General features: G+C 70.6%; 21 protein-coding genes and 1 pseudogene. 16 read left to right on the forward strand and 6 right to left on the reverse strand.

What is annotated here, in order from left to right; genetic code table 11:
• Position 1: 1 nt before the first annotated feature.
• Positions 2-994, reverse strand: coding sequence for a deoxyribose-phosphate aldolase (deoC, locus tag LNW72_RS24935; protein WP_250980300.1), 993 nt, complete (start codon positions 992-994; stop codon positions 2-4).
• 348 nt (positions 995-1,342) lie between these two features.
• Between deoC and LNW72_RS24940 the strand changes: the two genes are divergently transcribed.
• On the forward strand, positions 1,343-1,984 hold the full coding sequence (locus LNW72_RS24940) for a PH domain-containing protein (protein WP_250977408.1): 642 nt from the start codon (positions 1,343-1,345) through the stop codon (positions 1,982-1,984).
• Positions 1,985-2,010: 26 nt separating this feature from the next.
• On the opposite strand, the gene LNW72_RS24945 is transcribed toward LNW72_RS24940, so the two are convergent.
• Positions 2,011-2,772 carry a GntR family transcriptional regulator gene (locus tag LNW72_RS24945; RefSeq protein WP_250977409.1) on the reverse strand — a complete coding sequence of 254 codons (762 nt, stop codon included), beginning with the start codon at positions 2,770-2,772 and terminating at the stop codon, positions 2,011-2,013.
• Positions 2,773-2,775: 3 nt separating this feature from the next.
• Positions 2,776-3,318, reverse strand: a complete 543-nt coding sequence (locus tag LNW72_RS24950; RefSeq protein ID WP_250977410.1) for a UTRA domain-containing protein — start codon at positions 3,316-3,318, stop codon at positions 2,776-2,778.
• A 149-nt stretch (positions 3,319-3,467) separates the two neighbouring features.
• Here LNW72_RS24950 and LNW72_RS24955 point away from each other — a divergent pair, with 149 nt between their 5' ends.
• From LNW72_RS24955 to LNW72_RS25010, 13 genes are all read left to right on the forward strand, one after another.
• Positions 3,468-3,923 (forward strand): ATP-binding protein, encoded by a 456-nt coding sequence (locus LNW72_RS24955; protein ID WP_250977411.1) that lies wholly within the window; start codon positions 3,468-3,470, stop codon positions 3,921-3,923.
• A gap of 88 nt (positions 3,924-4,011) precedes the next feature.
• Positions 4,012-5,133: an NAD(P)-dependent oxidoreductase gene (locus tag LNW72_RS24960; protein WP_250977412.1), complete on the forward strand. Its 1,122-nt coding sequence runs from the start codon at positions 4,012-4,014 to the stop codon at positions 5,131-5,133.
• 5 nt (positions 5,134-5,138) lie between these two features.
• Positions 5,139-5,357 carry a hypothetical protein gene (locus tag LNW72_RS41725; protein WP_308402026.1) on the forward strand — a complete coding sequence of 73 codons (219 nt, stop codon included), beginning with the start codon at positions 5,139-5,141 and terminating at the stop codon, positions 5,355-5,357.
• A gap of 3 nt (positions 5,358-5,360) precedes the next feature.
• On the forward strand, positions 5,361-5,681 hold the full coding sequence (locus LNW72_RS41730; RefSeq protein ID WP_308402148.1) for an NUDIX domain-containing protein: 321 nt from the start codon (positions 5,361-5,363) through the stop codon (positions 5,679-5,681).
• Positions 5,682-5,857: 176 nt separating this feature from the next.
• Positions 5,858-6,271, forward strand: coding sequence for a hypothetical protein (locus LNW72_RS24970; RefSeq protein ID WP_250977413.1), 414 nt, complete (start codon positions 5,858-5,860; stop codon positions 6,269-6,271).
• Between the two features lie 92 nt (positions 6,272-6,363).
• Entirely contained in the window at positions 6,364-7,386 is a 1,023-nt protein-coding gene (pstC, locus tag LNW72_RS24975; protein ID WP_250977414.1) for a phosphate ABC transporter permease subunit PstC, read from the forward strand.
• A 10-nt stretch (positions 7,387-7,396) separates the two neighbouring features.
• Positions 7,397-8,698 (forward strand): phosphate ABC transporter permease PstA, encoded by a 1,302-nt coding sequence (pstA, locus tag LNW72_RS24980; RefSeq protein ID WP_250977415.1) that lies wholly within the window; start codon positions 7,397-7,399, stop codon positions 8,696-8,698.
• Entirely contained in the window at positions 8,695-10,446 is a 1,752-nt protein-coding gene (pstS, locus tag LNW72_RS24985; protein WP_250977416.1) for a phosphate ABC transporter substrate-binding protein PstS, read from the forward strand. Before pstA ends, pstS begins: the two co-directional genes overlap by 4 nt.
• Positions 10,443-12,929, forward strand: coding sequence for a hypothetical protein (locus tag LNW72_RS24990; protein ID WP_250977417.1), 2,487 nt, complete (start codon positions 10,443-10,445; stop codon positions 12,927-12,929). The genes pstS and LNW72_RS24990 overlap by 4 nt, the downstream gene beginning before the upstream one ends.
• Before the next feature lie 266 nt (positions 12,930-13,195).
• On the forward strand, positions 13,196-14,173 hold the full coding sequence (locus LNW72_RS24995; RefSeq protein WP_250977418.1) for a substrate-binding domain-containing protein: 978 nt from the start codon (positions 13,196-13,198) through the stop codon (positions 14,171-14,173).
• 118 nt (positions 14,174-14,291) lie between these two features.
• Complete coding sequence (locus LNW72_RS25000; protein WP_250977419.1) at positions 14,292-15,413, forward strand: Ig-like domain-containing protein; 1,122 nt, start codon at positions 14,292-14,294, stop codon at positions 15,411-15,413.
• 201 nt (positions 15,414-15,614) lie between these two features.
• Positions 15,615-16,532, forward strand: a complete 918-nt coding sequence (locus LNW72_RS25005; RefSeq protein WP_250977420.1) for a sortase — start codon at positions 15,615-15,617, stop codon at positions 16,530-16,532.
• A 17-nt stretch (positions 16,533-16,549) separates the two neighbouring features.
• Positions 16,550-17,374 carry a phosphate ABC transporter ATP-binding protein gene (locus tag LNW72_RS25010; protein ID WP_250977421.1) on the forward strand — a complete coding sequence of 275 codons (825 nt, stop codon included), beginning with the start codon at positions 16,550-16,552 and terminating at the stop codon, positions 17,372-17,374.
• A gap of 3 nt (positions 17,375-17,377) precedes the next feature.
• Here the strand turns inward: LNW72_RS25010 and LNW72_RS25015 are convergent, their stop codons facing one another.
• The 3 genes and pseudogenes from LNW72_RS25015 to LNW72_RS25025 all read right to left on the reverse strand — a co-directional run bounded on the left by LNW72_RS25015 (position 17,378) and on the right by LNW72_RS25025 (position 20,759).
• Positions 17,378-19,060, reverse strand: coding sequence for a phospho-sugar mutase (locus tag LNW72_RS25015; protein ID WP_250977422.1), 1,683 nt, complete (start codon positions 19,058-19,060; stop codon positions 17,378-17,380).
• A 305-nt stretch (positions 19,061-19,365) separates the two neighbouring features.
• A complete protein-coding gene (locus LNW72_RS25020; protein WP_250977423.1) occupies positions 19,366-20,175 on the reverse strand; it encodes a purine-nucleoside phosphorylase in 810 nt (269 codons plus the stop codon).
• A 147-nt stretch (positions 20,176-20,322) separates the two neighbouring features.
• Positions 20,323-20,759, reverse strand: a pseudogene (locus LNW72_RS25025) (gamma-glutamylcyclotransferase).
• A 63-nt stretch (positions 20,760-20,822) separates the two neighbouring features.
• Here LNW72_RS25025 and LNW72_RS25030 point away from each other — a divergent pair.
• Together LNW72_RS25030 and LNW72_RS25035 are read left to right on the forward strand one after the other, a co-directional pair.
• Positions 20,823-22,271: an NAD(P)H-quinone dehydrogenase gene (locus tag LNW72_RS25030; RefSeq protein ID WP_250977424.1), complete on the forward strand. Its 1,449-nt coding sequence runs from the start codon at positions 20,823-20,825 to the stop codon at positions 22,269-22,271.
• 332 nt (positions 22,272-22,603) lie between these two features.
• Positions 22,604-23,542, forward strand: a complete 939-nt coding sequence (locus LNW72_RS25035) for a DeoR/GlpR family DNA-binding transcription regulator (protein WP_250977425.1) — start codon at positions 22,604-22,606, stop codon at positions 23,540-23,542.
• The last annotated feature ends 4 nt before the right edge of the window (positions 23,543-23,546 follow it).

Below are 23,546 nucleotides of genomic sequence, written 5' to 3' on the forward strand. Positions count from 1 at the left end.
GTCAGTCCACCGTCACGTAGTCGGGACCGGAGTAACGCCCGGTGCTGAGCTTCTGGCGCTGCATCAACAGATCGTTGAGCAGGCTGGACGCACCGAATCGGAACCAGTGCGGGGACAGCCACTCCTCGCCGAGCGTCTCGTTGACCATCACCAGGTACTTGATGGCGTCCTTCGTGGTGCGGATGCCGCCGGCCGGCTTCACTCCCACTTGTACACCCACCGCGTCGCGGAAGTCGCGGACGGCCTCCAGCATCAGCAGCGTGTTCGGCGGGGTCGCGTTGACGGCGACCTTGCCCGTCGAGGTCTTGATGAAGTCGGCGCCCGCGAGCATCGCGAGCCAGGAGCAGCGGCGGATGTTGTCGTACGTCGCCAGCTCGCCGTTCTCGAAGATCACCTTGAGGTGGGCGGTCGATCCGTCCGGCCGCCGGCAGGCGGTCTTGACGGCGCGGATCTCCTCGAAGACCTGCAGGTAGTGGCCGGAGAGGAAGGCGCCACGGTCGATGACCATGTCGATCTCGTCCGCGCCCGCGGCCACCGCGTCAGCGGTGTCGGCGAGCTTCACCGGCAGCGCGGTGCGGCCGGCCGGGAAGGCGGTGGCGACGGAGGCGACGTTGATGCCGGTTCCGTGCAGTGCCTCCTTCGCGGTCTTCACCATGTCCGGGTAGACACAGATCGCGGCGACCTTGGGGGCCGTGCGGTCGGTGGGATCCGGATGGATGCCCTTGGCGCACAGAGCCCGGACCTTGCCGGGGGTGTCCGCGCCTTCGAGCGTGGTCAGATCGATCATGGAGATCGCCAGGTCGATGGCGTAGGACTTCGCCGTCGTCTTGATCGAACGGGTGCCGAGCATGGCGGCGCGGGCTTCGAGGCCGACGGCATCGACACCGGGCAGTCCGTGGAGGAAGCGGCGGAGTGCGGTGTCCGAGGCGGTCACGTCCGCCATCGTCGCCAGCCGGGCCGCGGCTTCTGGGCCGAAAGCGGGAACAGTGGGCATGGTCACCACATGAGCATATCTACGCGCGTAGCGACCTGTCACCACCACCCCCCTGATGCGTTCGCCACACCCGGGGCCGTCCTGGGTGGGGCGGGCGGGCGCCTCGGCCCGCGGTGCCGGTCATGGGGGCTGCGGACCCACAGGGCCCGCGCCGCAAGGGCGGAGGGGGCGGCCGGACGGGGTGGCCGGCCCCTTTCCTACCGGTGTCGGGCAGGGTGGCCGTCCCCATTTCCTTCCGCCGCTCAGTCCTCCCCGATCCACGCCGATGCCGTACCGATCTATCCCGATGCCGTACCGCAACCTGTGCGCGACCGGTCGCGCGGCACCCGTCAGGCAGAATCGGGCCTTATGACGAGTTCCGACGACCCCACGCCGACCCCGCAGCCCGACCGGCCGAAGTACGACGACCGCTCCTACCGGTCGGTGGCCGGCATCGTCACCGGCGTGCTGCTGATCGCGCTGTCCCTGTGGCTCGGCGGCGACGCGGTGTTCCACGGCTCGGGACGCACCCCGTGGCTGACCCTCGCCGGGCTCCTGGCGGCGCTGCCCCTGCTGGCGGCCTTCACGATCCGGCCCGCCGTCTACGCGGGCGAGGAACGGCTCCGCATCCGCAACCCGTTCCGGACGATCACCGTGCCGTGGGCGGCCGTGGAACACCTGCGGGCCGGCTACTCCACCGAGGTCGTCGCGGGCGGTCAGCGCTTCCAGCTCTGGGCGATCCCGGTCTCCCTGCGCGCCCGCAAGCGCGTAGCCCGCCAGACCGCCCGCGCCGCCACCGCGACGGCCCGGCAGTCCTCCCTCCTCAACGCCCCGGAGGTCCCGGCCCGCGCCTGGTCCGACCAGGCCGTCGACGAACTCCGCGACCTCGCCGAAACCAACGCCGCCAAGCCCGGCGCCCAGGGCGAGGTCAGCGTCCGCTGGGCCTACGAGGTCATCGCCCCGATCGTGACCGGCGCCATCGTCCTGGCCGTCCTCCTCGCCATCGGCTGACCCCGGGTCGTTCCGATGGCCGGTGGTCAGAGCACGGGCAGGCGGTATTCGAGCTCGTACAGGTGGCCTGCCTTCACCATCACGGAGACCTCGATGGGCCGGCCCCCGTCGGAGTGGACGACCCGGAAAGTGCGCAGCACGCACACCTCGGCCGGCAGCTCCAGCACGGTGAACTCCTCGGACGTCGGGGGACGCGCCGAGACCCGGTCGACGAACTCCCGGGGTGGAAGCCCCAGCTCGGCGAGGAGCGTCGGTGATCCACCGGGGATGCGCCGGCGGTCGGTGAGACGAGTGCCGCGGGCCAGTTCGACCGGGTAATAGGAGCGCACGAGCTCCGCCGGCTCGTCGTCGAGCAGCATGAGCCGGGACCGGAGTACGGCGGTCCCGCCGTCCGCCAGCCCGAGCGCTTCGGCGACATCGTGTGGGGCCGGAACCTCCGCGACATCGAGAATCCGGGTCGCTCCGGTCCGCGAACGGGCCGCCGCCCGCTCCATCCACCGATACGGCGCGCCGCTCTCCGACGGGGCGATGTACGAGGCCGGGACGATGGTGTGGTTCGGCCGCTCGCGGACGAAGACCCCTCTTCCGGGCTGCCCGACGGCGAAGCCCTCGGCCTTCAGGATCTGGAGCGCCTTCTGGACGGTCGTGCCGACCACGCCGAACTCGGTCATCAGCTGTTGCGTGGAGGGCAGCTTGCTGCCCGGCTCCAAACGGCGCGCCATGATCCGGTCGCGCAGCTCCGCGGCGATCTGCTGATGGGCGGGCCGGGTGTCGTTCCAGTGGGGCATGCGTCAGCCGAGCCGGAGCCGGTAGCGCAGCACGCGATCGCTTGCGGTCATGGTCATCACGCAGGCCTCCATCGGTTGATCGTCACCGGAGAGGATAAGCCGCGACAGGAGGATCACCGGGTCCTGTTCGCCGAGTTGAAGAGCTTCCCGTTCCGCTTCGGTGGGCATACGTGCGGTGACCGCTTCCTCGACGCGGCCCGCCACGTGGCCGAGCCGGGCGAGCAGCGTGACCGCTCCTCCAGGCACTTTCTTCTGCTCGGCGAGCTCGGTGCCGGCCGCGATGCGGGCCGGGTAGTACGAGTCCGCGAGCTCCACGGGCAGGCCATCGAGCAGGATCAGGCGTCGTCGTACGACCACCTGCTCGCCCTCCGGGAGGCGCAGGGCCCGGGCGACTTCAGGTGGAGGTACGACCATCCCCGCGGAGAGAAGTCGCTGCCCACCGCGACGGTTGTTCTCTGCGGCCTCCTCCGTCCACGCGTCCGACCGGCCCTGCCCGCGAGGGGTCAAGTACCGCGTGGATTCGCTCTCCCATTCCTCGTTCGTCAAGGGCCATCCCTTCCATCGGCGGACCTCCAACGTATCGCCAGGGACCGTGGAGGCGGGGTTGCTGACATCTTGCAACCTTAAGTCGATTCGCCTTAAGGTTTGCTGTGAGCTTCGCAACACCCTTGCGAGGCACTGCTGCAGGGGGATCGATGGACCCAATGCATTCCGAGCCCGTCCCGTCGGGGACTGCGCAACGATTCTTCGACGCTGTGCCGGCATCGATCGCCATAGCCCGCGACTTCGCCACCACAACTCTGGTGGCCTGGGGCCTGACAGGACGAACCGACGATGTGCGGCTCTGTGTGTCGGAGCTCGCCTCCAATGCCCTCACGCATGGTGCTGCCCCCGGCCGCGGATTCCTCGTGAGAGTGGCCGCTGTCGGCGGATGGGTCCGCATTGAGGTCCACGACAGCAGCAAGACAGTGCCGCACCTTCGGCGTTCCATCGGTACGGATGTCTCCGGGCGGGGGCTGCACATCGTGGATGAGCTGTCGGACGGTTGGGGCGTCGAGGAGCACGAACCGATCGGCAAGGTCGTCTGGTCGCGATTCAGGGCCGAATCCACGGCGGAGCCGACGGGCGACGACTGCGGCCGATCCGCATAGGACGCCTGACCGCGTACCCGAGCCTGACGCTCTGCCCCGGCGACGTATCCAGCTCGTACCCACCCCACCCGAATTGATCGAGGCTGCCATGGAATCCTTCGAACGAGCTCGCCTGGACGCCTACTTCGCCAAGATTGCCGCCCGGTTCGCCCCGGACGACTTGGCGACGTCCTTCCTGGTGACGCACCTGCTGCCCGAGAGGCCCGCGTTCGTGCGGGCGGTGGGCGCGATGTCCCGGTTACGTGCTGTGCTGCCCAAGCCGAAGTCCGTGAATCATTCGGCCCGGCGAGAGGTGGAGCGGAGCTTCGCCTGTGACGTTCTCTCCCGAGAAGTGTTCGCGGTCGCCGACAGCGCGCTGGAGTACTTCGAGTCACGGGCCGCAGGAGAGACGGTCGCGCTCCTTGATGTCGGTGGTTACTTCGCTCCGACGATTCCGCATCTCCAGGAGCGCTTCTCCGGTCGTCTCGTCGGGGTGATCGAGGACACCGAGAACGGACACCGGAGGTACGAGGATCTGGCCAAACTGCCGTGCCCGGTCGTCTCGGTCGCCCGCTCACCGTTGAAGGACCCCGAAGACTTCCTCGTCGGCCAGTCCGTGGTCTTCTCCACCGAGGCGGTGATGCGCGGGCGCGGCGACATCCTGCACGGGCGGCCGGCCCTCGTGATCGGGTTCGGCAAGCTCGGATCAAGCATTGCCCGCCTGCTGCAGTCCAAGGGCGTTCATGTGACCGTCTTCGACATCGACCCTGTCCGACGGACCCAGGCGCTTTCTCAGGGCTTCGCCGTCGCCCGGGACCGTGAGAGCGCGCTGAACGGGGCAGTGCTGGTGCTCTGCGCCACGGGCGCGATCTCGTTACGCGGGGAGGACTTCCCGCATTTGCGCAATGGAGCGTACGTCGCCACCGTGACCAGCAGTGAGGATGAACTGGAACTGCTCGGACTACCGGACGTCTACACACGAGCGACGGTGAGCGAGCACGTGACCCGCTACCGGACCACGGGCCACTACTTCTATCTGGCCAACGGCGGCAACGCCGTCAACTTTCTGCACGGCGCCAGCGTGGGGCCTTTCATCTTCCTGGTACAGGCCGAGATCCTGGCGGCCATCAGGATGCTCACCCGCGGTGACCTCGAATCCGGTATGCACGAGGTCAGCGCGACCGACCGCGCCGCCATCGCGGCGATCTGGCTCAACTACTTCAACAGGTGATCGACTTGGCCATCACGTCCGAACACATCCGCGCCACAGTCGACGCGTACCTCGACGCACATCCTGAGGAGAAGGACGCGCTGTCCGTCGTGCTCGGGCTGCTCGACGACGGGGCCGACCTCAGCAGCCGCAAGGAGTTCCGCGGGCATGCCACGGCCGGCGCGGTTCTCCTCAACCAGGGCGGTGAGGTCCTGCACATTCACCACCTGGCTCTGGACAAGTGACTGCTGCCCGGCGGCCACCTCGAACCGCAGGACGCCACGCTGCATGACGCGGCACTGCGGGAACTCACCGAAGAGACGGGTATCGCCAGGGAATCGGTCACCTCGGTCAGCGGCCGGCCCGTTCATATCGACACTCATCCGATCCCGGCCAACGACGCCAAAGGTGAACCCGGCCACCAGCACATCGACTTCCGGTTCCTCTTCCGTACCGCGGCCGATGTGAGGGAACTCCAGGTCGAAGAGGTGACCGACTTCGCTTGGCGTGACGCGCTGACCCTTGCCGACGAGCGGCTTCGTCAGCGGGTCCGCTCCGGGATCCGCTGAACCGGGCGGCGGAGAGCGCTTGCTCGGGTGGGGTGAACGAGGGGCAACTTCGTGGTGAAGGCATGCTGTGGTGCTCCTGTGAGTACGCCCTTTGTCTGCGCAGTCTCATTACATTGCGTGTGCTGCATGTCTGCCGCATATGCAGCCTTCCTTGAGACGGCCAGCAGGGGTGGGGGATGGCAGCAGGGGACATGGGGGGCGCGGCCGGGGTCGGTGCGCGCTGTCGGATAGACATCGACGACGAGGGATTTCACTCCTGGCGGCTCACCGCCCAGAACGGGCGGACGGTGGCGGTCGGCGCAACCGCTTACCCGGACTACGGGGAGTGCCTGCGGGCGTTCCAGCGGTTGTGCGCCGGGTCGGAGGGGCTGCCCGGGGGAGTGCAGCACGCCGCCGACAGCAACGGCTGGGTGTGGCGGCTGCGCGGTGCGGACGGGCAGCCGGTGGCCGTCTCGTCGCGGGCCTACGAGCGGCACTCGACCTGTCAGACCGCCTACGACCGCTTCCGCGCGCTGCTTTCCGAGATCGGTGCCGCGGAGACATCCGCGCACCCCACGGAGGACGCCTCCGAAGGGGTCGAAGTTCGGTAAGTGGCGCCGGGTGAACCGAAGTTGCCTCTACGGGGCCCCTCGTTCACATCGGCTTGCGCACGCGTCCACCGCACCCCGTGAACGTCAGCCATGTGACAACGGAACCGCATGACCGACCACCCGCGGCAGCCGCCGCCGAGGATGTACCGAGGCGGCTGCACGCGGATCCCGGGCTGCCCGACCGTGTCTTCCGCGCGGTGGCCCGGGGCGGTGGGGGGTTCGTGCTGGCGGTGATGCTGCTGGTCGGCGGGTTCCTGCTCTACCGGGCGTGGCAAGCGCTGTCGAAGGCCGGCTTCTCGTTCCTCACCACCGAGGCGTGGGAGCCCGACGCCGGGAACTTCGGCATCGCGGCCGTCCTCACCGGCACCGTGCTCATCGCGCTCGTCGCGATCTGCTTCGCCGTACCGCTCGCCATCGGCACGGCGCTCTACATCTGCGAGTACTCGCCGCCCCGGCTGCGGCAGACGCTGATCAGTCTGGTCGACCTGATGGCCGCCGTGCCCTCGGTGGTCTACGGGCTGTGGGGGCTGTTCTTCCTCCAGGGGCACGTGCTGGGCACGGCGCGCTGGATCGCCCGGTACTTCGGCTGGTTCCCGCTGTTCAAGGTCGACGGCGCCGACCCGTCGGATCCGCTCGCGACCGCCACCGTCTACACCTCCTCCACGTTCGTCGCGGGCATCGTCGTCGCGCTGATGGTCGCGCCGATCGCCTGCTCGGTGATGCGTGAGGTCTTCTCGCAGGCGCCGGTCGGGGAGCGGGAGGGCGCCTACGCGCTGGGTGCGACGCGCTGGGGCATGATCCGCAGCGTCGTGCTGCCCTTCGGCAAGGGCGGCATGATCGGCGGCACGATGCTGGGCCTGGGCCGGGCGCTCGGCGAGACCATCGGCGTGTACCTGATCATCTCGCCGGTCTTCGCCGTCCAGCCGCACATCCTGCAGAACGGTTCCAGCTCCGTCTCCTCGCTGATCGCCCTGCGGTACGGCGAGGCCAGCGAGTTCGGCATGTCCGCGCTGATGGCCGCGGGCCTCGCGCTCTTCCTGATGACCCTCGTCGTCAACTTCGCCGCATCGTCGATCGTCGCCCGCAGCCGCTCCGGCGCGGCCAGCGACTCCTGAGGAAGGCCCGATGACCCTCGTCGCCCCGCCGCGCGGAGACAGCGCCATGAGTGCCCGGAACTCCCCGCGCACCACCCTTCCCCCGACGCCTCCCGCCGCCGAGAGCCCCCGCGAGCCGCGCCGCCGGCTCGCGCTGCTGCGCGCCACCGATGTGTACGCGGTGCTGGGCGCCGCGGCGGCCTCGCTGAGTATCACCGCGCTGCTCTTCACCCGGCTGCTGCCGTTCAGCGGCGGGCTCGGCTTCACGCTGATCGCGTACGGGCTCTTCCTCGGGCTGTACGCGCTGCTGGTCTCCTTCGACGAGGACGGTCCCGCCGTCCGCGACCGGGTGGCGGCCGTCCTGGCCCAGAGCCTGGGCCTGCTGATGCTCGCCGCGCTCGCCTTCGTCGTCGTCTACACCCTGTGGGAGGGCCGCAAGGCGCTGCCGCACCTGAACTTCTACACGCAGGACATGGCGTCGGCCGGGCCGCTCGACCCGCTGTCGGCGGGCGGCATCCTGCACGCGATCACCGGCACGCTGGAACAGATCGGGATCGCGCTGGTGGTCACCGTCCCGACCGGGCTGCTGTGCGCGGTGTTCCTCAACGAGGTGCCGGGCCGGTTCGCCCGCTTCGTGCGGACCATCGTGGAGGCGATGACGGCCCTGCCGTCGATCGTCGCGGGCCTGTTCATCTACGCGACCGCGATCCTCACCCTCGGTCTCGACCGCTCAGGACTGGCCGCCGCCCTCGCGCTCTCCGTGATGATGCTGCCGATCATCATCCGCGCCGCCGACGTCGTCATCCGGCTGGTGCCGGGCCCGCTGCGCGAAGCCGCGTACGCGCTCGGCACCTCGCGCTGGCGGACGGTGTGGCACGTGGTGCTGCCCACCGCCAGATCCGGGCTCACCACCTCCGTGATCCTCGGCACCGCGCGCGGCATCGGCGAGACCTCGCCGGTGCTGCTCACCGCCGGCTTCACCGCCGTCACCAACACCGATCCGCTGTCGGGGCCGCAGATCTCGCTGCCGCTGGCCACGTTCGAGTTCATCAAGTCGCCCGAGCCGACGATGATCGCCCGCGGATTCGGCACGGCCGCGGTGCTGATGGCGCTCGTCCTGCTGCTGTTCGTCGCCGCCCGGGTGATCGGCGGGCGCGGCCCCGGCCGGCTGACCCGCCGCCAGGAACACCGCCGCGTGCTGGCCTCGCGCCGCGACGCGGCCCGGTTCGCCGCACGGGCCGAGAAACAGGCCGACGAACAGGCCGACGAACAGGCCGCGAAACGGATCGACTCCGGCTCCCGTGCATCCGCCCCGACCAGGAGTGCCTCGTGATACCCGCACCCGTACCCGTACCCATGTCCGCGCGCGGTGCGTATCGCATCCGCGCCGTCGCCGCGTTCCTCGCGCTCCTCTGCGTGCTGCTCGCCGTCGAGCTGCCCGCGGCTCCCGCCGCGCACGCCGACTCGTACACCAAGATCAGCGGGGCGGGGTCGACCTGGAGCTCCAACGCGCTGGACCAGTGGCGCCGCAACGTCACCCAGTACGGCATGACGGTGAACTACGCAGCGGTCGGATCGTCCGTCGGGCGCGAGCAGTTCAAGAACGGGGTCTCGGACTTCGGCGTCTCGGAGATCCCGTACGGACTCACCGAGTTCGGCGTGAAGGAGGCGCCGCCGAAGCGCGGCTACGCCTATATGCCGATCGTGGCGGGCGGCACCTCCTTCATGTACAACCTCAAGATCGGCGGCAAGCGGGTCACCAACCTGCGGCTGTCCGGCGCGGTGCTCACCAAGATCTTCACCGGGAAGATCACCATGTGGAACGCGCCCGAGGTCGCGGCCGACAACCCCGGCCTGACGCTCCCGGCGCGCCGCGTCATCCCCGTCGTCCGCTCCGACGGCTCCGGCACCACCGCGCAGTTCAGCACCTGGATGGCCAAGGAGCAGAGCGGCCTGTGGAACGACTACTGCCGTCGCGCCGGAAAGCCGACGCCGTGCGGCCTGACGTCGTACTACCCGGTCATCCCCGGCTCCGGGTTCACCGCGCAGTCCGGTTCGCTCGGCGTCTCCGGCTACGTCCGGCAGCCCCAGGCGGAGGGCGCGATCACGTACGTCGAGTACTCGTACGCGATCAAGACCGGCTTCCCCGTCGCCAAGCTGCTCAACAGCAGCGGCTACTACGTCGAGCCGACGGCCTCCAGCGTCGCGGTGGGCCTGATGTCCGCCCGGATCAACGACGACAAGAACTCCACGGACTATCTGACGCAGATCCTCGACAACGTCTACCGCTCCGGTGACCGCCGGGCGTACCCGCTGTCCAGCTACAGCTACATGATCGTCCCGACCACGAACGAAGCGCCGTTCACCGAGGACAAGGGCAGAACGCTCGGGGCCTTCGCCTACTACTTCCTCTGCGAGGGGCAGCAGCAGGCCGACCAGCTCGGCTACTCGCCGCTGCCCATCAACCTGGTGCAGGCCGGGCTCTCACAGGTCCGCCGGATCCCCGGCGTCGAGGCGAAGAACGTCGACATCAAGGGCTGCCGCAACCCCACCTTCTCCGCCGACGGCTCCAACACCCTCGCCAAGAACGCCCCGTACCCGCAGCCCTGCGACCAGCGGGGGACGAAGCAGTGCTCGACGGGCACGGCGGGCGCCAAGAACCAGCAGACGCCGGTGAAGGCCGGCGCCAACGGCGGCAGCTCGTCCGGCGGTTCGTCCGGCGTCACCGGCGGGACGACGGCCGGCACGTTCGGCGGTACGGCGGGCGGTACCGCGGCGGGCGGGACCACCGCCGGTGCCACGACGGCGGGCGCGACGACCGGCACCACCGGCGCCACGGCCATCGACCCGGACACCGGGGAGCAGCTGCCGGCCGACAGCGGCGGTGGCGGTGACGCGACCGTGGCGGGCAACCCCGTCTCCCTCGCCGCGGACGGGCAGGGCGCGCTGCGCACCACGCTGATGGCCCTCTCCGCGATCCTGCTGCTCGGCGTGGTCGTCGGCCCGCCGATCGCCGCCCGCGCGCTGGGAGCCCGCGGCGGCCGGGCTGCCCGCATCCCGCGCAAGGGAGCGGACGCATGAGCAGCCGTACCAGCAGCCGTACCAGCAGGAACGGGCCCGCGATCCGGCTGATGAACCGGTGCATGAGCCGGCGGGTGCTGGGCGTCGCCGCCCTCCTCGCGGCCCTCGTCATCGCCCTGCTGCCGCTGCCCGTCACCACGTCCCGGGCCAGCGCCGCCGACGGCGAGGAGTCGGCCGTCACGCTCTCCGGCGGCAAGGGCCGCTACGACGACTTCTCCGCCCTGAAGGTCACCGTCCACCAGACGAAGAAGCTGCGGGCACAGGGCGTCCGGGTGACCTGGACCGGCGGCGCGCCGACCACCGACACCGAGTTCACCTCCAACTACCTGCAGATCATGCAGTGCTGGGGCGACGGCCAGAACGGGCCCGACCGGGAGAACTGCGAGTTCGGCGCCTCGGGCATCGGCGGCACCGGCGGCCGGTGGGCCAGCCAGCGCGCGCTGCCCGACCAGGTCGACCCCGGCGAGAAGACCTACGTCCTGGACCCGGCGCACCCCTTCGACAACCCCTTCGTGCCGTTCCGGCCGGTCAAGGGAAAGCCGACCAAGTCGTCCACGGACTTCACCTACTTCGGGCCGATCGACACCAACGAGCAGCCTTTCGTCCGCGTCGGAGCCGACGGCACCGGGGAGTCGGTCTTCGAGGCGCAGACCGTCGTCCAGGCGCCCCACCTCGGCTGCGGCGACGCCACGGCCGCCGGCCCGCGGCACTGCTGGCTGGTCGTCGTGCCGCGCGGAGCGCACGACGCGGACGGCACGACGGCGAACGCCGGGGACAAGATCGACTCCTCCGGGCTCTCCACCACCAGCTGGGAGCAACGGCTCGTCTTCCGGCTGGACTTCCTGGCCACCGGCTCCTACTGCCCGATCGGCCAGCCCGAGTCCCGCACCATCGGCTCGGAGATGGTGACGGACGCCCTCACGTCCTGGCAGCCCACGCTCTGCCAGAGCACCGGCACGACGTTCGGGTTCAGCCAGAGCGGTGAGCCCTACGCCCGCCGTCAGGTGACGGCGACCGCCGCCGACGCCCCCGGTCTGGCGTTCACCCTCGACCCGGTGGAGGCCGCGGAAGGCGGGCCACCGGTCGTGCACGCGCCGGTCGCGGTCTCCGGCCTCACCCTCGGGTTCTACATCGAGACGCCGGGCTCAGGCGAACTGCAGGAAATGAGACTGACGCCGCGGCTCGTGGCGAAGATGCTCACGCATTCCTATATCCGTGATGTGCCCGGCTGGCAATTGGCGCAGCCGCCCGCACATGTGGCGAAGAATCCGGCGTCACTGCGCAACGACCCGGAATTCATCGCCCTCAATCCGCAGTACAAGAACTGGGCGGTCGACGCGGCCAGGCCGCTTTCCCTGCTGGTGCCGCTGGACGAGTCCGACACCGCGCGCCTGGTCTGGCAGTGGCTGCGGTCGGACCCGGAGGCCAGGGACTTCCTCGCGGGGAAGCCGGATCCATGGGGCGCGAAGATCAATCCGTATTTCGGCAGCCTCACCCTGGACAAGGACACCGGTCTGACCGACTTCCCCAAGTCCGACCCGACGCTGTCGCCCGCGCTCTCCGTACCCCCGAACGACCCGCTCCAGTACGGGATCACCGACCTGGACCCGTACACCCAGGACATGCACGACAGCGCCCAGCGCACCCGGCGCGGCAACACCGGGCGGACGATCGTCGCCGAGCTCGACAGCAACGCCCACAAGGCGAAGCTGGTCAGCCAGGCCTCCAAGCCCGGCGACCGCGCCGTCATCGCCCTCGTCGACTCCGCCTCCGCGGCCCGGTACGGACTGCGGACCGCCGCGCTGCGCACCGCGGACGGCACGTTCGTGAAGCCGACGAACGACGCCCTCGCCAAGGGCGTCGGCACGATGCGGCCGTCGGCCGTCCCCGGGGTGCTGACCCCCGACCCCGCGAGCGCCAGGGGCGGGGCGTACCCGCTGACCACCGTCACGTACGCCGCCGCCTCGACCGGCCGGCCCGCCGCGGACCGCGCGGCGTACAGCCGGCTCATGCGGTACGCGGCGGGGCCCGGCCAGACGCCCGGCGTGTCGGCGGGCCAGCTGCCGCCCGGCTACGCGCCCATGCCGCAGGCGCTGCGCACCCAGGCGCTCGCCGCCGCCACCGCCCTGGAGAAGGCGAAGGACCCGTCGGGGGCGGACGGCGGCACCACGGCCGGCGCGGGAGCCGCGGGCGGCGCGCACGGGAGCTCGTCCGGCGGCAGCGGCGGAGCGACGACCGGCGGTCCCGGCGGCGGCACCGGCGGCACGTCCGGCGGGCCGCCGGCGTCCGCCACCCCGCCCGTGAACCCCGCCAAGCACATCGATCCGCAGAAGCAGAGCGTCGTCCGCGCCACCGGCTCCACGCCGGGCGCGGTGCTCGGCGCCATCCGCTGGGTGCTGCTGGCCGTCCTCGTCGCGGGCGGCGGCTCGGCGCTGGCCGGCCCGGCGATGCTCAAGTGGGGGGTGTGGCGCCGGCGGTCCTGAGGCCCCGGTCCGGCCGTGGCAGCCCGGGGCATCCGTGGTGCCTGGTGGGAATGGCGGGCGAGTTCCGGGAATCGCATTTTCTGCGCCGAATCCCCTAAGGGGTGCCTTGGAAACCCTCCCGTAACCTTTTCATCCGCCCCAATTGGTGGCCACCGCAACGAAATTCGGGAATTGTTTGCGGTGGCCGGCCGACGGGTCGGCAGCACGAAAGTCCGGATTTTGCTTGAACGTCCATTCGGTATCCGTTTATTCGGAGGAGAACAGAAGTGAACGTCAAGTCCCGCGCTCGTATCGGCTTCATCACCGCGACTGCCGCCATCAGCCTCGCCGCCATGGCCATCCCCGCCGCGGCCAACCCGCCGGCCGGCGAGTACCGGCAGCTCGCCGGAGTCGGTTCCGACACCACCCAGGACGTGGTGAACGGTCTCGGCGACGTCGTCACGAACGCGAGCGGCAAGATCATCGCCTCTTACGACGCGACCGGAACCTCCCCCATCAAGACGCGTGCGGTGGGCTGTGACACCCTCGCCCGCCCCGACGGTTCCGGGGCCGGTATCGCCGCCCTGAACAACGCCGTGGACAACAGCACCGGCTGCCTCGACTTCGCGCGCTCCTCGAGCGGCCCGTCGGACACCAGCACCACGGACCTGACCTTCATCCCGTTCGCGAAGGACGGCGTCACCTACGCCACGCGCTCCTTCAGCGCCCTGCCGACGAACCTCACCAAGACCCAGCTGACCGATATCTACAAGTGCACGCTGACGTCGCTCAACGGCGTGACGCTCCAGCCGCTGCTGCCGCAGACCGGTTCCGGCACGCGGAAGTTCTGGCTGAACACCCTCGGCCTGACCGACGCCACGATCGGCTCGTGCGTCAACGGCACGATCCAGGAGAACAACGGCCTGGCCCTTACCAACAACAGCCAGATCATGCCGTACTCGATCGCCCAGTACATCGCGCAGGGCAAGAGCCTGCCGAACGTGCCGAACCGTCGCGGTTCGTCCGTACTGCGCAACGTCAACGGCGTGGCCCCGACCACCTCGGGCGTCCTGAACACCTCCTTCCCGATCGTGCGCGACGTCTACAACGTCGTCCCGACCGCGAAGCTCACGGACGCGCTCATCTCCTCCACCTTCGTCGGCACGACGTCGAAGGTCTGCGCCCAGACCACCGTCATCCAGAACTACGGCTTCGGCTCGCTCGGCACCGCTTGCGGCGCGACCACGGTCAAGGGCGAGAAGTGACCTTGTACCGGAGCTGACCTGACCTGACTCGACCTGACACCCCGTTCGACGGCCGGGCGCCTCACAGGCGCCCGGCTTCCGTCCTGACCGCGGTACATCCCTTGGGGGGATCGCCACCATGATCGTCATCGCACCACGGAAAGTCCCGGCCGCCTTGTTCGCGCTGGCGGCGGTCCTCCTCGCGGCCGCGGCCGCCCTGTTCGGCGCGGCTCCGTCGGCGCACGCCGGGACCGGTGACAGCGCCGGGACGTTCGCGCCGACGCCGGCCGGCGGCGACCTCACCGCCGACCCGTTCCTGACGTCCCTGCGGACCTCCGCGGGCTGCCCGGCGGGCTTCGGCGCGTCGGCGGCCCTCCAGTTCGTCATGCCGGACGGCTCCGCCGTGACCATCCCCGGCGCCCGGGAGTCCGGCGGTTTCGACACCGGGCCGTTCACCCTCACCTACGACGCGATCGGCGGAACCCTGGCGGACGTCATCGGCGCGCCGGTCGCCGACGGTGACCACGAGCTGCGCGTCACCTGCTGGAACGGCACCGGGGACGCGGCGCCCGCCGGCTTCTCCACCACCATCACCAGCACCGGTGACACCTGGACGGTGAAGTCCCAGGCCGTACCCACCGCCACCACCCTGACGGCGAGCCCGGCGGGCACCGCCGCCGCGGGCGCCGAGGTGACGCTGACGGGCGCCGTCGACCCGGCGGGGGCCGTCGGCAAGCTCGCGTTCTTCGTCGGCGCGACGGGGGTGGGGGAGGCGGACGTGGTCGCCGGGCAGGCCACGGTGAAGACGTCCGCGCTGGCCGCGGGCGCGCATGACCTGACGGCACGGTTCACGCCGGCGGATCCGGCGGCGTTCGTGGCGTCGACGTCTGCTGTGGTGACGTACACGATCACGGGTGCGACGCAGTCGCCGACGCCGTCGGATACGGATACGGGGTCTCCGACCCCCACTGACACCGGGGTTCCGTCGCCCACGGACACGGGGTCGCCCACGGCTACGGATACGGGTTCGCCTACGGCGTCCGGGACGACGGGTGACACGACGTCCGGGGGGACTTCCGGTGACGGGGGTGCGGGCGGGGGTCCGGCGGTGCCGGTAGTTCCGGCGGCGGGACTGCTGGTGGTAACGGGAGTCTCGCGCATACCGGTGCCGGGGCGGCGCTGCCGCTGGGGGTGGCTGCGGGTGTGCTGGCTGTGGCGGGTGTCGTGTTCGTGCGGCATGCGCGGCGGAGTGGGTTGTTGACGTTCGGTTCTCCTCGGCACCGTTGATCGTCGGGGACCAGTCCCTCCGGAGTGGGGTTCGAAATCGACTATTGACGAGCCTGGCGGCTCACAAATAGCTCGGCAGCATTTCGAACCCCACTCCTCCGGGCCCGTCCCCCTCTCGTTCAAGCCCTGCGGCGGGCTAGACCCGCCCTTTCTCGACCACTTGGAGCGCATCCCCGTGACCGTGCTCGCCCCTCCCGCCCCGCCCCCTGTGCGGTCCCCGGAGCCCGTCGCCGAACGGCCGGCTCCCGCGCCCGGTATCGCGTTGGCGGGTGCCGCGTTGTGTGTTCTCGCGGCGTTGCTGCTGGGCTTCGCCGCCAATCTGACGATCGTGGGGCACCTGCAGCATGCGCGTGATCAGCGGACCGCGTACGACGATCTGCGCGCGGAGCTCGCCATGGGTACCGCGCCGGTGGGGCAGACCACGTTCGACGGTAAGCCGTTGGAAGCGGGGGCGCCCATGGCGTTGTTGCGGATTCCGGCGCTCGGGCTGAGGCAGGTGGTCTTCGAGGGGACCACGTCGGGTGTGCTGCGGTCGGGGCCGGGGCACCGGAGAGATACTCCGTTTCCCGGGCAGGCGGGCACCAGCCAGATCATGGGGCGGGCGTGGGGGTACGGGGGGCCGTTCAACGAGGTTGCCCGGCTGCCGGTGGGTGCGGTGATCAAGGTGACGACCGGTCAGGCCACCGCCGAGTACCGCGTCACGGGGGTCCGCGGGGACGGTGATCCGCTGCCCGCGGTTCTGGGTGCGGGCAAGGGGCGGCTGACGTTGATCACCGCGACCGGGGGTGCGTATACGCCGTCCGGGGTGGTTCGGGTCGATGCGGATCTGGTGTCGGAGACGCAGCCGAGTCCGCCCCGGCCGCGGCGGGCGGGCTGGATCGATGCCGCCGAGAAGCCGCTCGGGACCGAGAACGGCGCCTGGTTGTCGGTCTATCTGTGGTCGCAGGCGCTGCTGGCGGCCGCGTTGCTCACCGTGTGGACGCATCGCCGCTGGGGGCGTTGGCAGACCTGGATCACTGCAATGCCCGTGCTCACCGCCCTCGGGGTCGCCGCGTCCGGGGCCGCGACCTGTCTGTTGCCCAATCTGCTCTGAGAACGGAGTTCTGCACGATGACTGATACCGAGGTACTTCCGGTTCTCAGTGAGAGCGGGGAGGAAGGCGCTGCCACGCTGCAGGCCGACGCTGTTTCCGCCTGGTTCGGCGATCACAAGGTGCTCGACCGGGTCTCGCTGACCATGCCCGCGCGCCAGGTCACCGCCCTCATCGGGCCCTCCGGCTGCGGCAAGTCGACGTTCCTGCGGGTGCTGAACCGGATGCACGAGCTGATCGGGTCCGCCTCGCTCGCCGGGCAGGTGCTGCTCGACGGGGAGGACATCTACGACCGGGGGCGCCGCATCACCAGTGCTCGCCGGCAGATCGGGATGGTGTTCCAGAAGCCGAACCCGTTCCCCGCGATGTCGATCTACGACAACGTGCTCGCCGGGCTGAAGCTCGGTGGGATCAAGTCCACCCGGGCCGGGCGGGACGATCTGGTCGAGGAGTGTCTGACGCGGGCGGGGCTCTGGAAGGAGGTCAAGGACCGGCTGCGGCAGCCCGGTGGCGCGCTGTCCGGGGGGCAGCAGCAGCGGTTGTGCATCGCGCGGTCGTTGGCGGTGCGGCCGCGGGTGCTGCTGATGGACGAGCCGTGTTCGGCGCTCGACCCCACGTCGACCCGCCGCATCGAGGAGACGATCGCGGACCTCTCGTCGGAGGTCACCATCGTGATCGTCACCCACAACATGCAGCAGGCCGCGCGGGTGTCGGATACCTGCGCGTTCTTCCTCGCCGAGCAGGGCACGCCGGGCGTCATCGTGGAGCACGGTCCCACGGACGCCATGTTCAGCGACCCGCAGGACCCGCGCACCACCGACTACGTCAACGGCCGGTTCGGCTGATCCTCAGATGCCGGCGGCGGCCGCCAGGTCCTTCTTGAGGGCGGCGAGGACCGTGTCCGCGGTGGTGCGGGCCTCGGTGAGGGTGGTGACGGGGACGACGACCTCGAGGTAGCACTTGATCTTGGGCTCGGTGCCGCTCGGGCGCACGATCACCCGGGCCGACTCGACGCCGGAGGCCGTGTCGCCGGCCAGGGTGTAGCGGAGGCCGTCGGTGGGCGGGAGCTGCTCGCTGCCCTCGGCGAGGTCTTCGGCGGAGGCGACGGTGAGGCCCGCGAGGACCGTCGGGGGCTTCTCGCGCAGCCGCGTCATGGCGTCCGCGATGAGGGAGAGGTCGGCGACGCGCGCGGAGAGCTGGTCGGTGGCGTGCAGGCCGTGGTCGAGGGCCAGGTCGTCCAGGAGGTCGTCGAGGGTGCGGCCGTGCTCCTTGAGGGACGCGGCCAGCTCGGCGATGAGCAGGGCGGCGGTGATGCCGTCCTTGTCGCGGACGCCGGCGGGGTCGACGCAGTAGCCCAGCGCTTCCTCGTAGCCGTAGCGCAGGCCGTCGACGCGGGCGATCCACTTGAAGCCGGTGAGGGTGTCCTCGTAGGGCAGCCCGGCCGCGGCGGCGATCTTGGAGAGCAGCGAGGACGACACGATGGACGCGGCGAAGGTGCCCGTCGCGTGCTTGTTCACCAGGTGGACGGCGAGCAGCGCGCCGACCTCGTCACCGCGCAGCATCCGCCAGCCGGACGCCGAGGAGCGGTCCGGGACGGCGACGGCGCAGCGGTCGGCGTCCGGGTCGTTGGCGATGACGATGTCCGGGCCGAGGGACTGCGCGGCCTTGAACGACAGGTCCATCGCCCCCGGCTCCTCCGGGTTGGGGAAGGCCACCGTCGGGAAGTCCGGGTCGGGCTCCGCCTGCTCGGCGACGGGCGTCGGGGCCGGGAAGCCGGCGCGCGCGAAGGCCGCCATCAGGACCTCGCGGCCCACCCCGTGCAGCGGTGTGTAGACGACGGACACGTCGCGCGGGCCGCCCGGCGCCACGACGCCGGCCGCCCGGGTCAGGTAAGCGTCGATGACGTCGTCGCCGAGGACCTCCCAGCCGTCCGCGGCCAGCGGTACGTCGGCGAGCGCGCCGACCGCCTCGATCTGGTCGGCGATCTCCGCGTCGGCGGGCGGCACGATCTGGGAGCCGTCGCCGAGGTAGACCTTGTAGCCGTTGTCCTGCGGGGGGTTGTGGCTCGCGGTCACCATGACGCCGGCCACCGAGCCGAGGTGCCTTATGGCGAAGGCGAGGACAGGGGTGGGCAGCGGGCGGGGCAGCAGCGCCGCCCGCAGGCCCGCGCCGGTCATCACGGCCGCCGTGTCGCGCGCGAAGTCGTACGACTTGTGGCGCGCGTCGTAGCCGATGACGACGAGGCCGCCGGTCTGCCCCTGCGCCTTCAGATAGCCCGCGAGGCCCGCGGCCGCCCGGATCACCACCGAGCGGTTCATCCGCATCGGGCCGGCCCCGACCTCGCCGCGCAGCCCGGCGGTGCCGAACTGGAGCGTCCCGGAGAACCGCTCCTCCAGCCCGGCCGCAGCTGCCTCGTCACCGGCCTCCACCGCCGTCAGGAGCGCCTCCAGCTCCGCCCGGGTGTCCGGGTCCGGGTCCTCGCCGAGCCAGGTGCGTGCCTGCTGCAGCAGTTGGGGCTTGTCGATTCCCATCAGAACTCCTTCGCTGGGTTCCCCGGCTGACACGCCGGAGCTGAAGCGACTCTTGATTCCTGCGACCCGGAGTGCCGCAGCGTTGCAGGTATGGTTGCCGGCCTTCCCTCAGCGGAAGCGGTCAGGGCTTGGCCGTCATGAGGCTCCGCGGGGCCGAGTGAGAAGCCCCTCGTTGGCGAGGGGGAGTAGTCACAGGAGCTCCTGATCGGGAGCCGTCTGCGGATTGTTCCGCGCGGCGGATGCTCTCGGGTGCCTGGCAGGCCAGGCACCCGAGAGCATCCGCCGGCCCAAAGCCGGACGCAGTCCTACAGGCGGCCGAGGACCTGGCCCAGCAGGCTGCCCATCCGCGTGGCGGACTCGCGGCCGGCTTCGAGGACCTCTTCGTGGTTGAGCGGCGCGCCGGTCATGCCCGCCGCCAGGTTGGTGACGAGGGAGATGCCGAGCACCTCGGCGCCGGCCTCGCGGGCGGCGATGGCCTCCAGCGTGGTGGACATGCCGACGAGGTCACCGCCGATGGCGCGGACCATGCCGATCTCCGCGGGGGTCTCGTAGTGCGGGCCGGGCAGCTGGACGTAGACGCCCTCCTCGAGGGTGTCGTCCACCTCCTTGCACAGCGCGCGCAGCCGCGGGGAGTACAGGTCGGTGAGGTCCACGAAGTTGGCGCCCACGATCGGCGAGGTCGCCGTCATGTTGATGTGGTCGCTGATCAGGACCGGCTGGCCGGGGCGGAAGTGCGGGCGCAGTCCGCCGCAGCCGTTGGTGAGGACGACGGTCTTGCAGCCCGCGGCGACGGCGGTGCGGACACCGTGCACGACGGTGGCGACACCGCGGCCCTCGTAGAGGTGGTTGCGGCCGAGGAAGACCAGGGCGCGGACGCCGCCGATCATGACCGAGCGGACCTTGCCCGAGTGGCCGGCCACGGCGGGGGGCGGGAAGCCGGGGAGCTCGGTGATCGGGAATTCGGCGTCGGCGGTGCCGAGCTGGTCGGCGGCGGGGACCCAGCCCGAGCCCATGACGAGGGCGACGTCATGGGTCTCGGCGCCGGTGAGCTCGCGCAGGCGGGCGGCGGCGGCATCGGCGGCGCCGTACGGGTCGGGATTAACAGAAGCGTTCACGCGCACGAGGGTATCCGGTTCCGGCCTACGCGCGTAGACGTCCCAGCGGAGCGTCCTCGGAATTTCGGATGATCCGCTGATTGACGACCGCGCCGGCGGGAGGTTAGGACACCGCCGGGACGGGTGGCGGGCCGCGGTGCCGGCGGTTCAGCAGGGGCGCTTGCGCAGCTCCATCACGTAGTCGTGGGGCGCGCCGCACGACTCCGCGGCGTCCGCGATCTCACCGAGGTAGCGGGCGTTCGGCAGCCCGCCCTCGTAGTCGTTCAGCACATACGTCCAGGCGGCGACCTCGCCGTCCAGGGTGTGCACCCGAACGGTCGTACGCCGGTAGATGCTGAGCGGTACGCCCTCCCAGCGGTCCATCGACTCCTCGTCGATCGGCGCGATGTCGTACAGCCCCACGAAGACCTGCCGCAGCGGGTCCTCCACCAGGGTCGCCAGGGCACCTTCCCAGCCCATCTGCTCACCGCCGAAGGTGAGCCGCCAGCCGTCCAGCCAGCCGGTGCCGCGCAACGGGGAGTGGGGGCGCGGCGGGTCATGAGCCGCGCGTCGAGGTTGCCTGCGTAGGCGGCGTAGAGCGACATGAGGACGAGAGTACGGGAGGGAGGTGAGCCCCCTGTAAGTGAACGCTTGGCGCGTGCGGGACAATGGGGTACGTGACTCGGATCGTGATCATTGGCGGCGGACCCGGCGGATATGAGGCAGCGCTCGTTGCCTCGCAGCTCGGCGCGGAGGTGACCGTCGTCGACTGCGACGGTCTGGGCGGGGCGTCGGTACTCACCGACTGCGTCCCGTCGAAGACTTTGATTGCCACCGCCGAGGTGATGACCACCTTCGACTCCTCGTACGAAGAGCTGGGCATCATCGTCGCGGACGACACCCCGCCGCTGGAGCAGGCGGCGCGTGTGGTGGGCGTGGACCTGGGCAAGGTGAACCGGCGGGTGAAGCGCCTGGCGCTCGCCCAGTCGCACGACATCACCGCCTCCGTCACCCGTGCGGGCGCACGGGTGATGCGCGGCCGCGGCCGGCTGGAGGGCTGCCAGACCGCAGGTGGCACCCGGTGTGTCGTCGTCGAGGCGGCGGACGGCACGTCGGAGACGCTGACGGCCGACGCGGTGCTCATCGCGACCGGCGCCCGCCCGCGCGAGCTGGCGGACGCGCTGCCGGACGGCGAGCGGATCCTGAACTGGACGCAGGTCTACGACCTGGACGAGCTCCCCGAGGAGCTCATCGTGGTGGGCTCCGGTGTGACCGGCGCGGAGTTCGCCGGCGCGTACCAGGCGCTCGGCTCGAAGGTGACGCTTGTCTCCTCGCGCGACCGCGTGCTGCCGGGCGAGGACCCGGACGCCGCCGCCGTCCTGGAGGACGTCTTCCGGCGCCGCGGCATGAACGTGATGGCGCGCTCGCGCGCCGAGTCCGCCAAGCGGGTCGGCGACCGGGTGGAGGTCACCCTGGCGGACGGCCGGGTCATCACCGGCTCGCACTGCCTGATGGCGGTGGGCGCCATCCCGAACACCACCGGAATGGGTCTGGAGGAGGCGGGCGTCAAACTCAAGGACTCCGGCCACATCTGGACCGACAAGGTCTCCCGCACCTCCGCGCCCGGCGTGTACGCGGCCGGTGACGTCACCGGCGTCTTCGCCCTCGCCTCGGTCGCCGCCATGCAGGGCCGGATCGCGATGTACCACTTCCTGGGCGACGCGGTCGCGCCGCTCAACCTCAAGACGGTCTCCTCGAACGTCTTCACGGACCCGGAGATCGCCACCGTCGGCTACACCCAGGCCGACGTCGACAGCGGCCGGATCGACGCCCGCTGCGTCAAGCTGCCGCTGCTGCGCAACCCGCGCGCCAAGATGCAGGGCATCAGGGACGGCTTCGTGAAGCTGTTCTGCCGGCCGGGCACCGGGATCGTCGTCGGGGGCGTCGTCGTGTCGCCGCGCGCCAGCGAGCTGATCCACCCGATCTCGATCGCGGTCGACAACAACCTGACCGTCGAGCAGATCGCGAACGCGTTCACCGTCTACCCGTCCCTGTCGGGCTCGATCGCCGAGGTGGCGCGCCAGCTGCACACCCGCAAGACCGCGAGCGAGCTCTAGGGTCTGTCGTCTGGATCTCCGCGGCGTCGCGGTGTCCAGCACGCACATCTGCCGCGTTGTCGTCGGTCGACGACGCTCCGCGTCGCCTCCCTCCTCCGCCTTGCAGCTGCACGCACCGGACACCGCTCCTTCCCCCACGGAGATCCAGACGACAGACCCTAGCCGTCGGGCGCGGGGTTCCGGGCGTGGGTTGCGGCCGGGAGATGACCGGACGGTAACCGGGTGGTGGAGCCGTAAAGGCTCTACCACCCGATGGTCTCTTTTGTGCACGACTTCGGTTAAGTGGCGCAAAGTGCTGAAAGCAGACGGTCGTTGGCGTTACTGTCAGTTTCGTGTTCGCTGCAGAACGTCGCCAATTGATCCTCGAAATGGTGCGGGCCAACGGAGCGGTTTCGCTCCGTGAGCTCGCCCGTGTCGTCCAGACCTCCGAAGTGACCGTACGGCGGGACGTGCGCGCTCTGGAGGCCGAAGGACTGCTCGACCGCCGGCACGGCGGTGCGGTTTTGCCGGGTGGCTTCACCAGGGAGTCCGGTTTTCCGCAGAAATCCCATCTAGCGACCGCGGAGAAGACGGCCATCGCCGATCTCGCGGCGAGTCTCGTCGAAGAGGGCGAGGCCATCGTGGTCGGCGCCGGGACCACCACGCAGGAGCTGGCCCGCCGGCTCGCGCGGATCCCGGGACTGACCGTCGTCACCAACTCCCTGCTGGTGGCGCAGGCGCTGGCACACGCGAACCGGGTCGAGGTCGTCATGACCGGCGGCACTCTGCGCGGCTCCAACTACGGCCTGGTCGGCAGCGGCGCCGAACAGTCCCTCCAGGGACTGCGGGTGTCGCGGGCCTTCCTGTCCGGCGCGGGACTGACCGCGGAGCGCGGTCTGTCGACGTCCAACATGCTCTCCGCGAGCGTGGACCGGGCGCTGGTGCAGGCGGCGGCGGAGGTCGTCGTCCTGGCCGACCATACGAAACTGGGCGCGGACACCATGTTCCAGACCGTGCCCACCGATCTGATCACGCATCTGGTGACGGACGAACCGCCGCCGGGTGACGACCGCAGCGCGACCGAGCTCCAGGCCCTCGCGGACCGTGGAGTGCAGGTCGCCGTCGCGTCCCTGATGGGGGCCGACGCCATCGCGGCCGGCCGGCCGCGCCGCGAGATGCCGATGCCCGCGCCCCGGAGGCACCCGCACCCGGGACAGCCGCCGCTGCGCAGCGCGACGCCGATCGCGGCCGACCAGCAGGCAGCCAGGATCGCCGACCTGCGGCGCCGTTAGGGAC

Origin of the sequence: Streptomyces sp. RKAG293 (assembly GCF_023701745.1) — a bacterium.
Classification (GTDB): domain Bacteria; phylum Actinomycetota; class Actinomycetes; order Streptomycetales; family Streptomycetaceae; genus Actinacidiphila.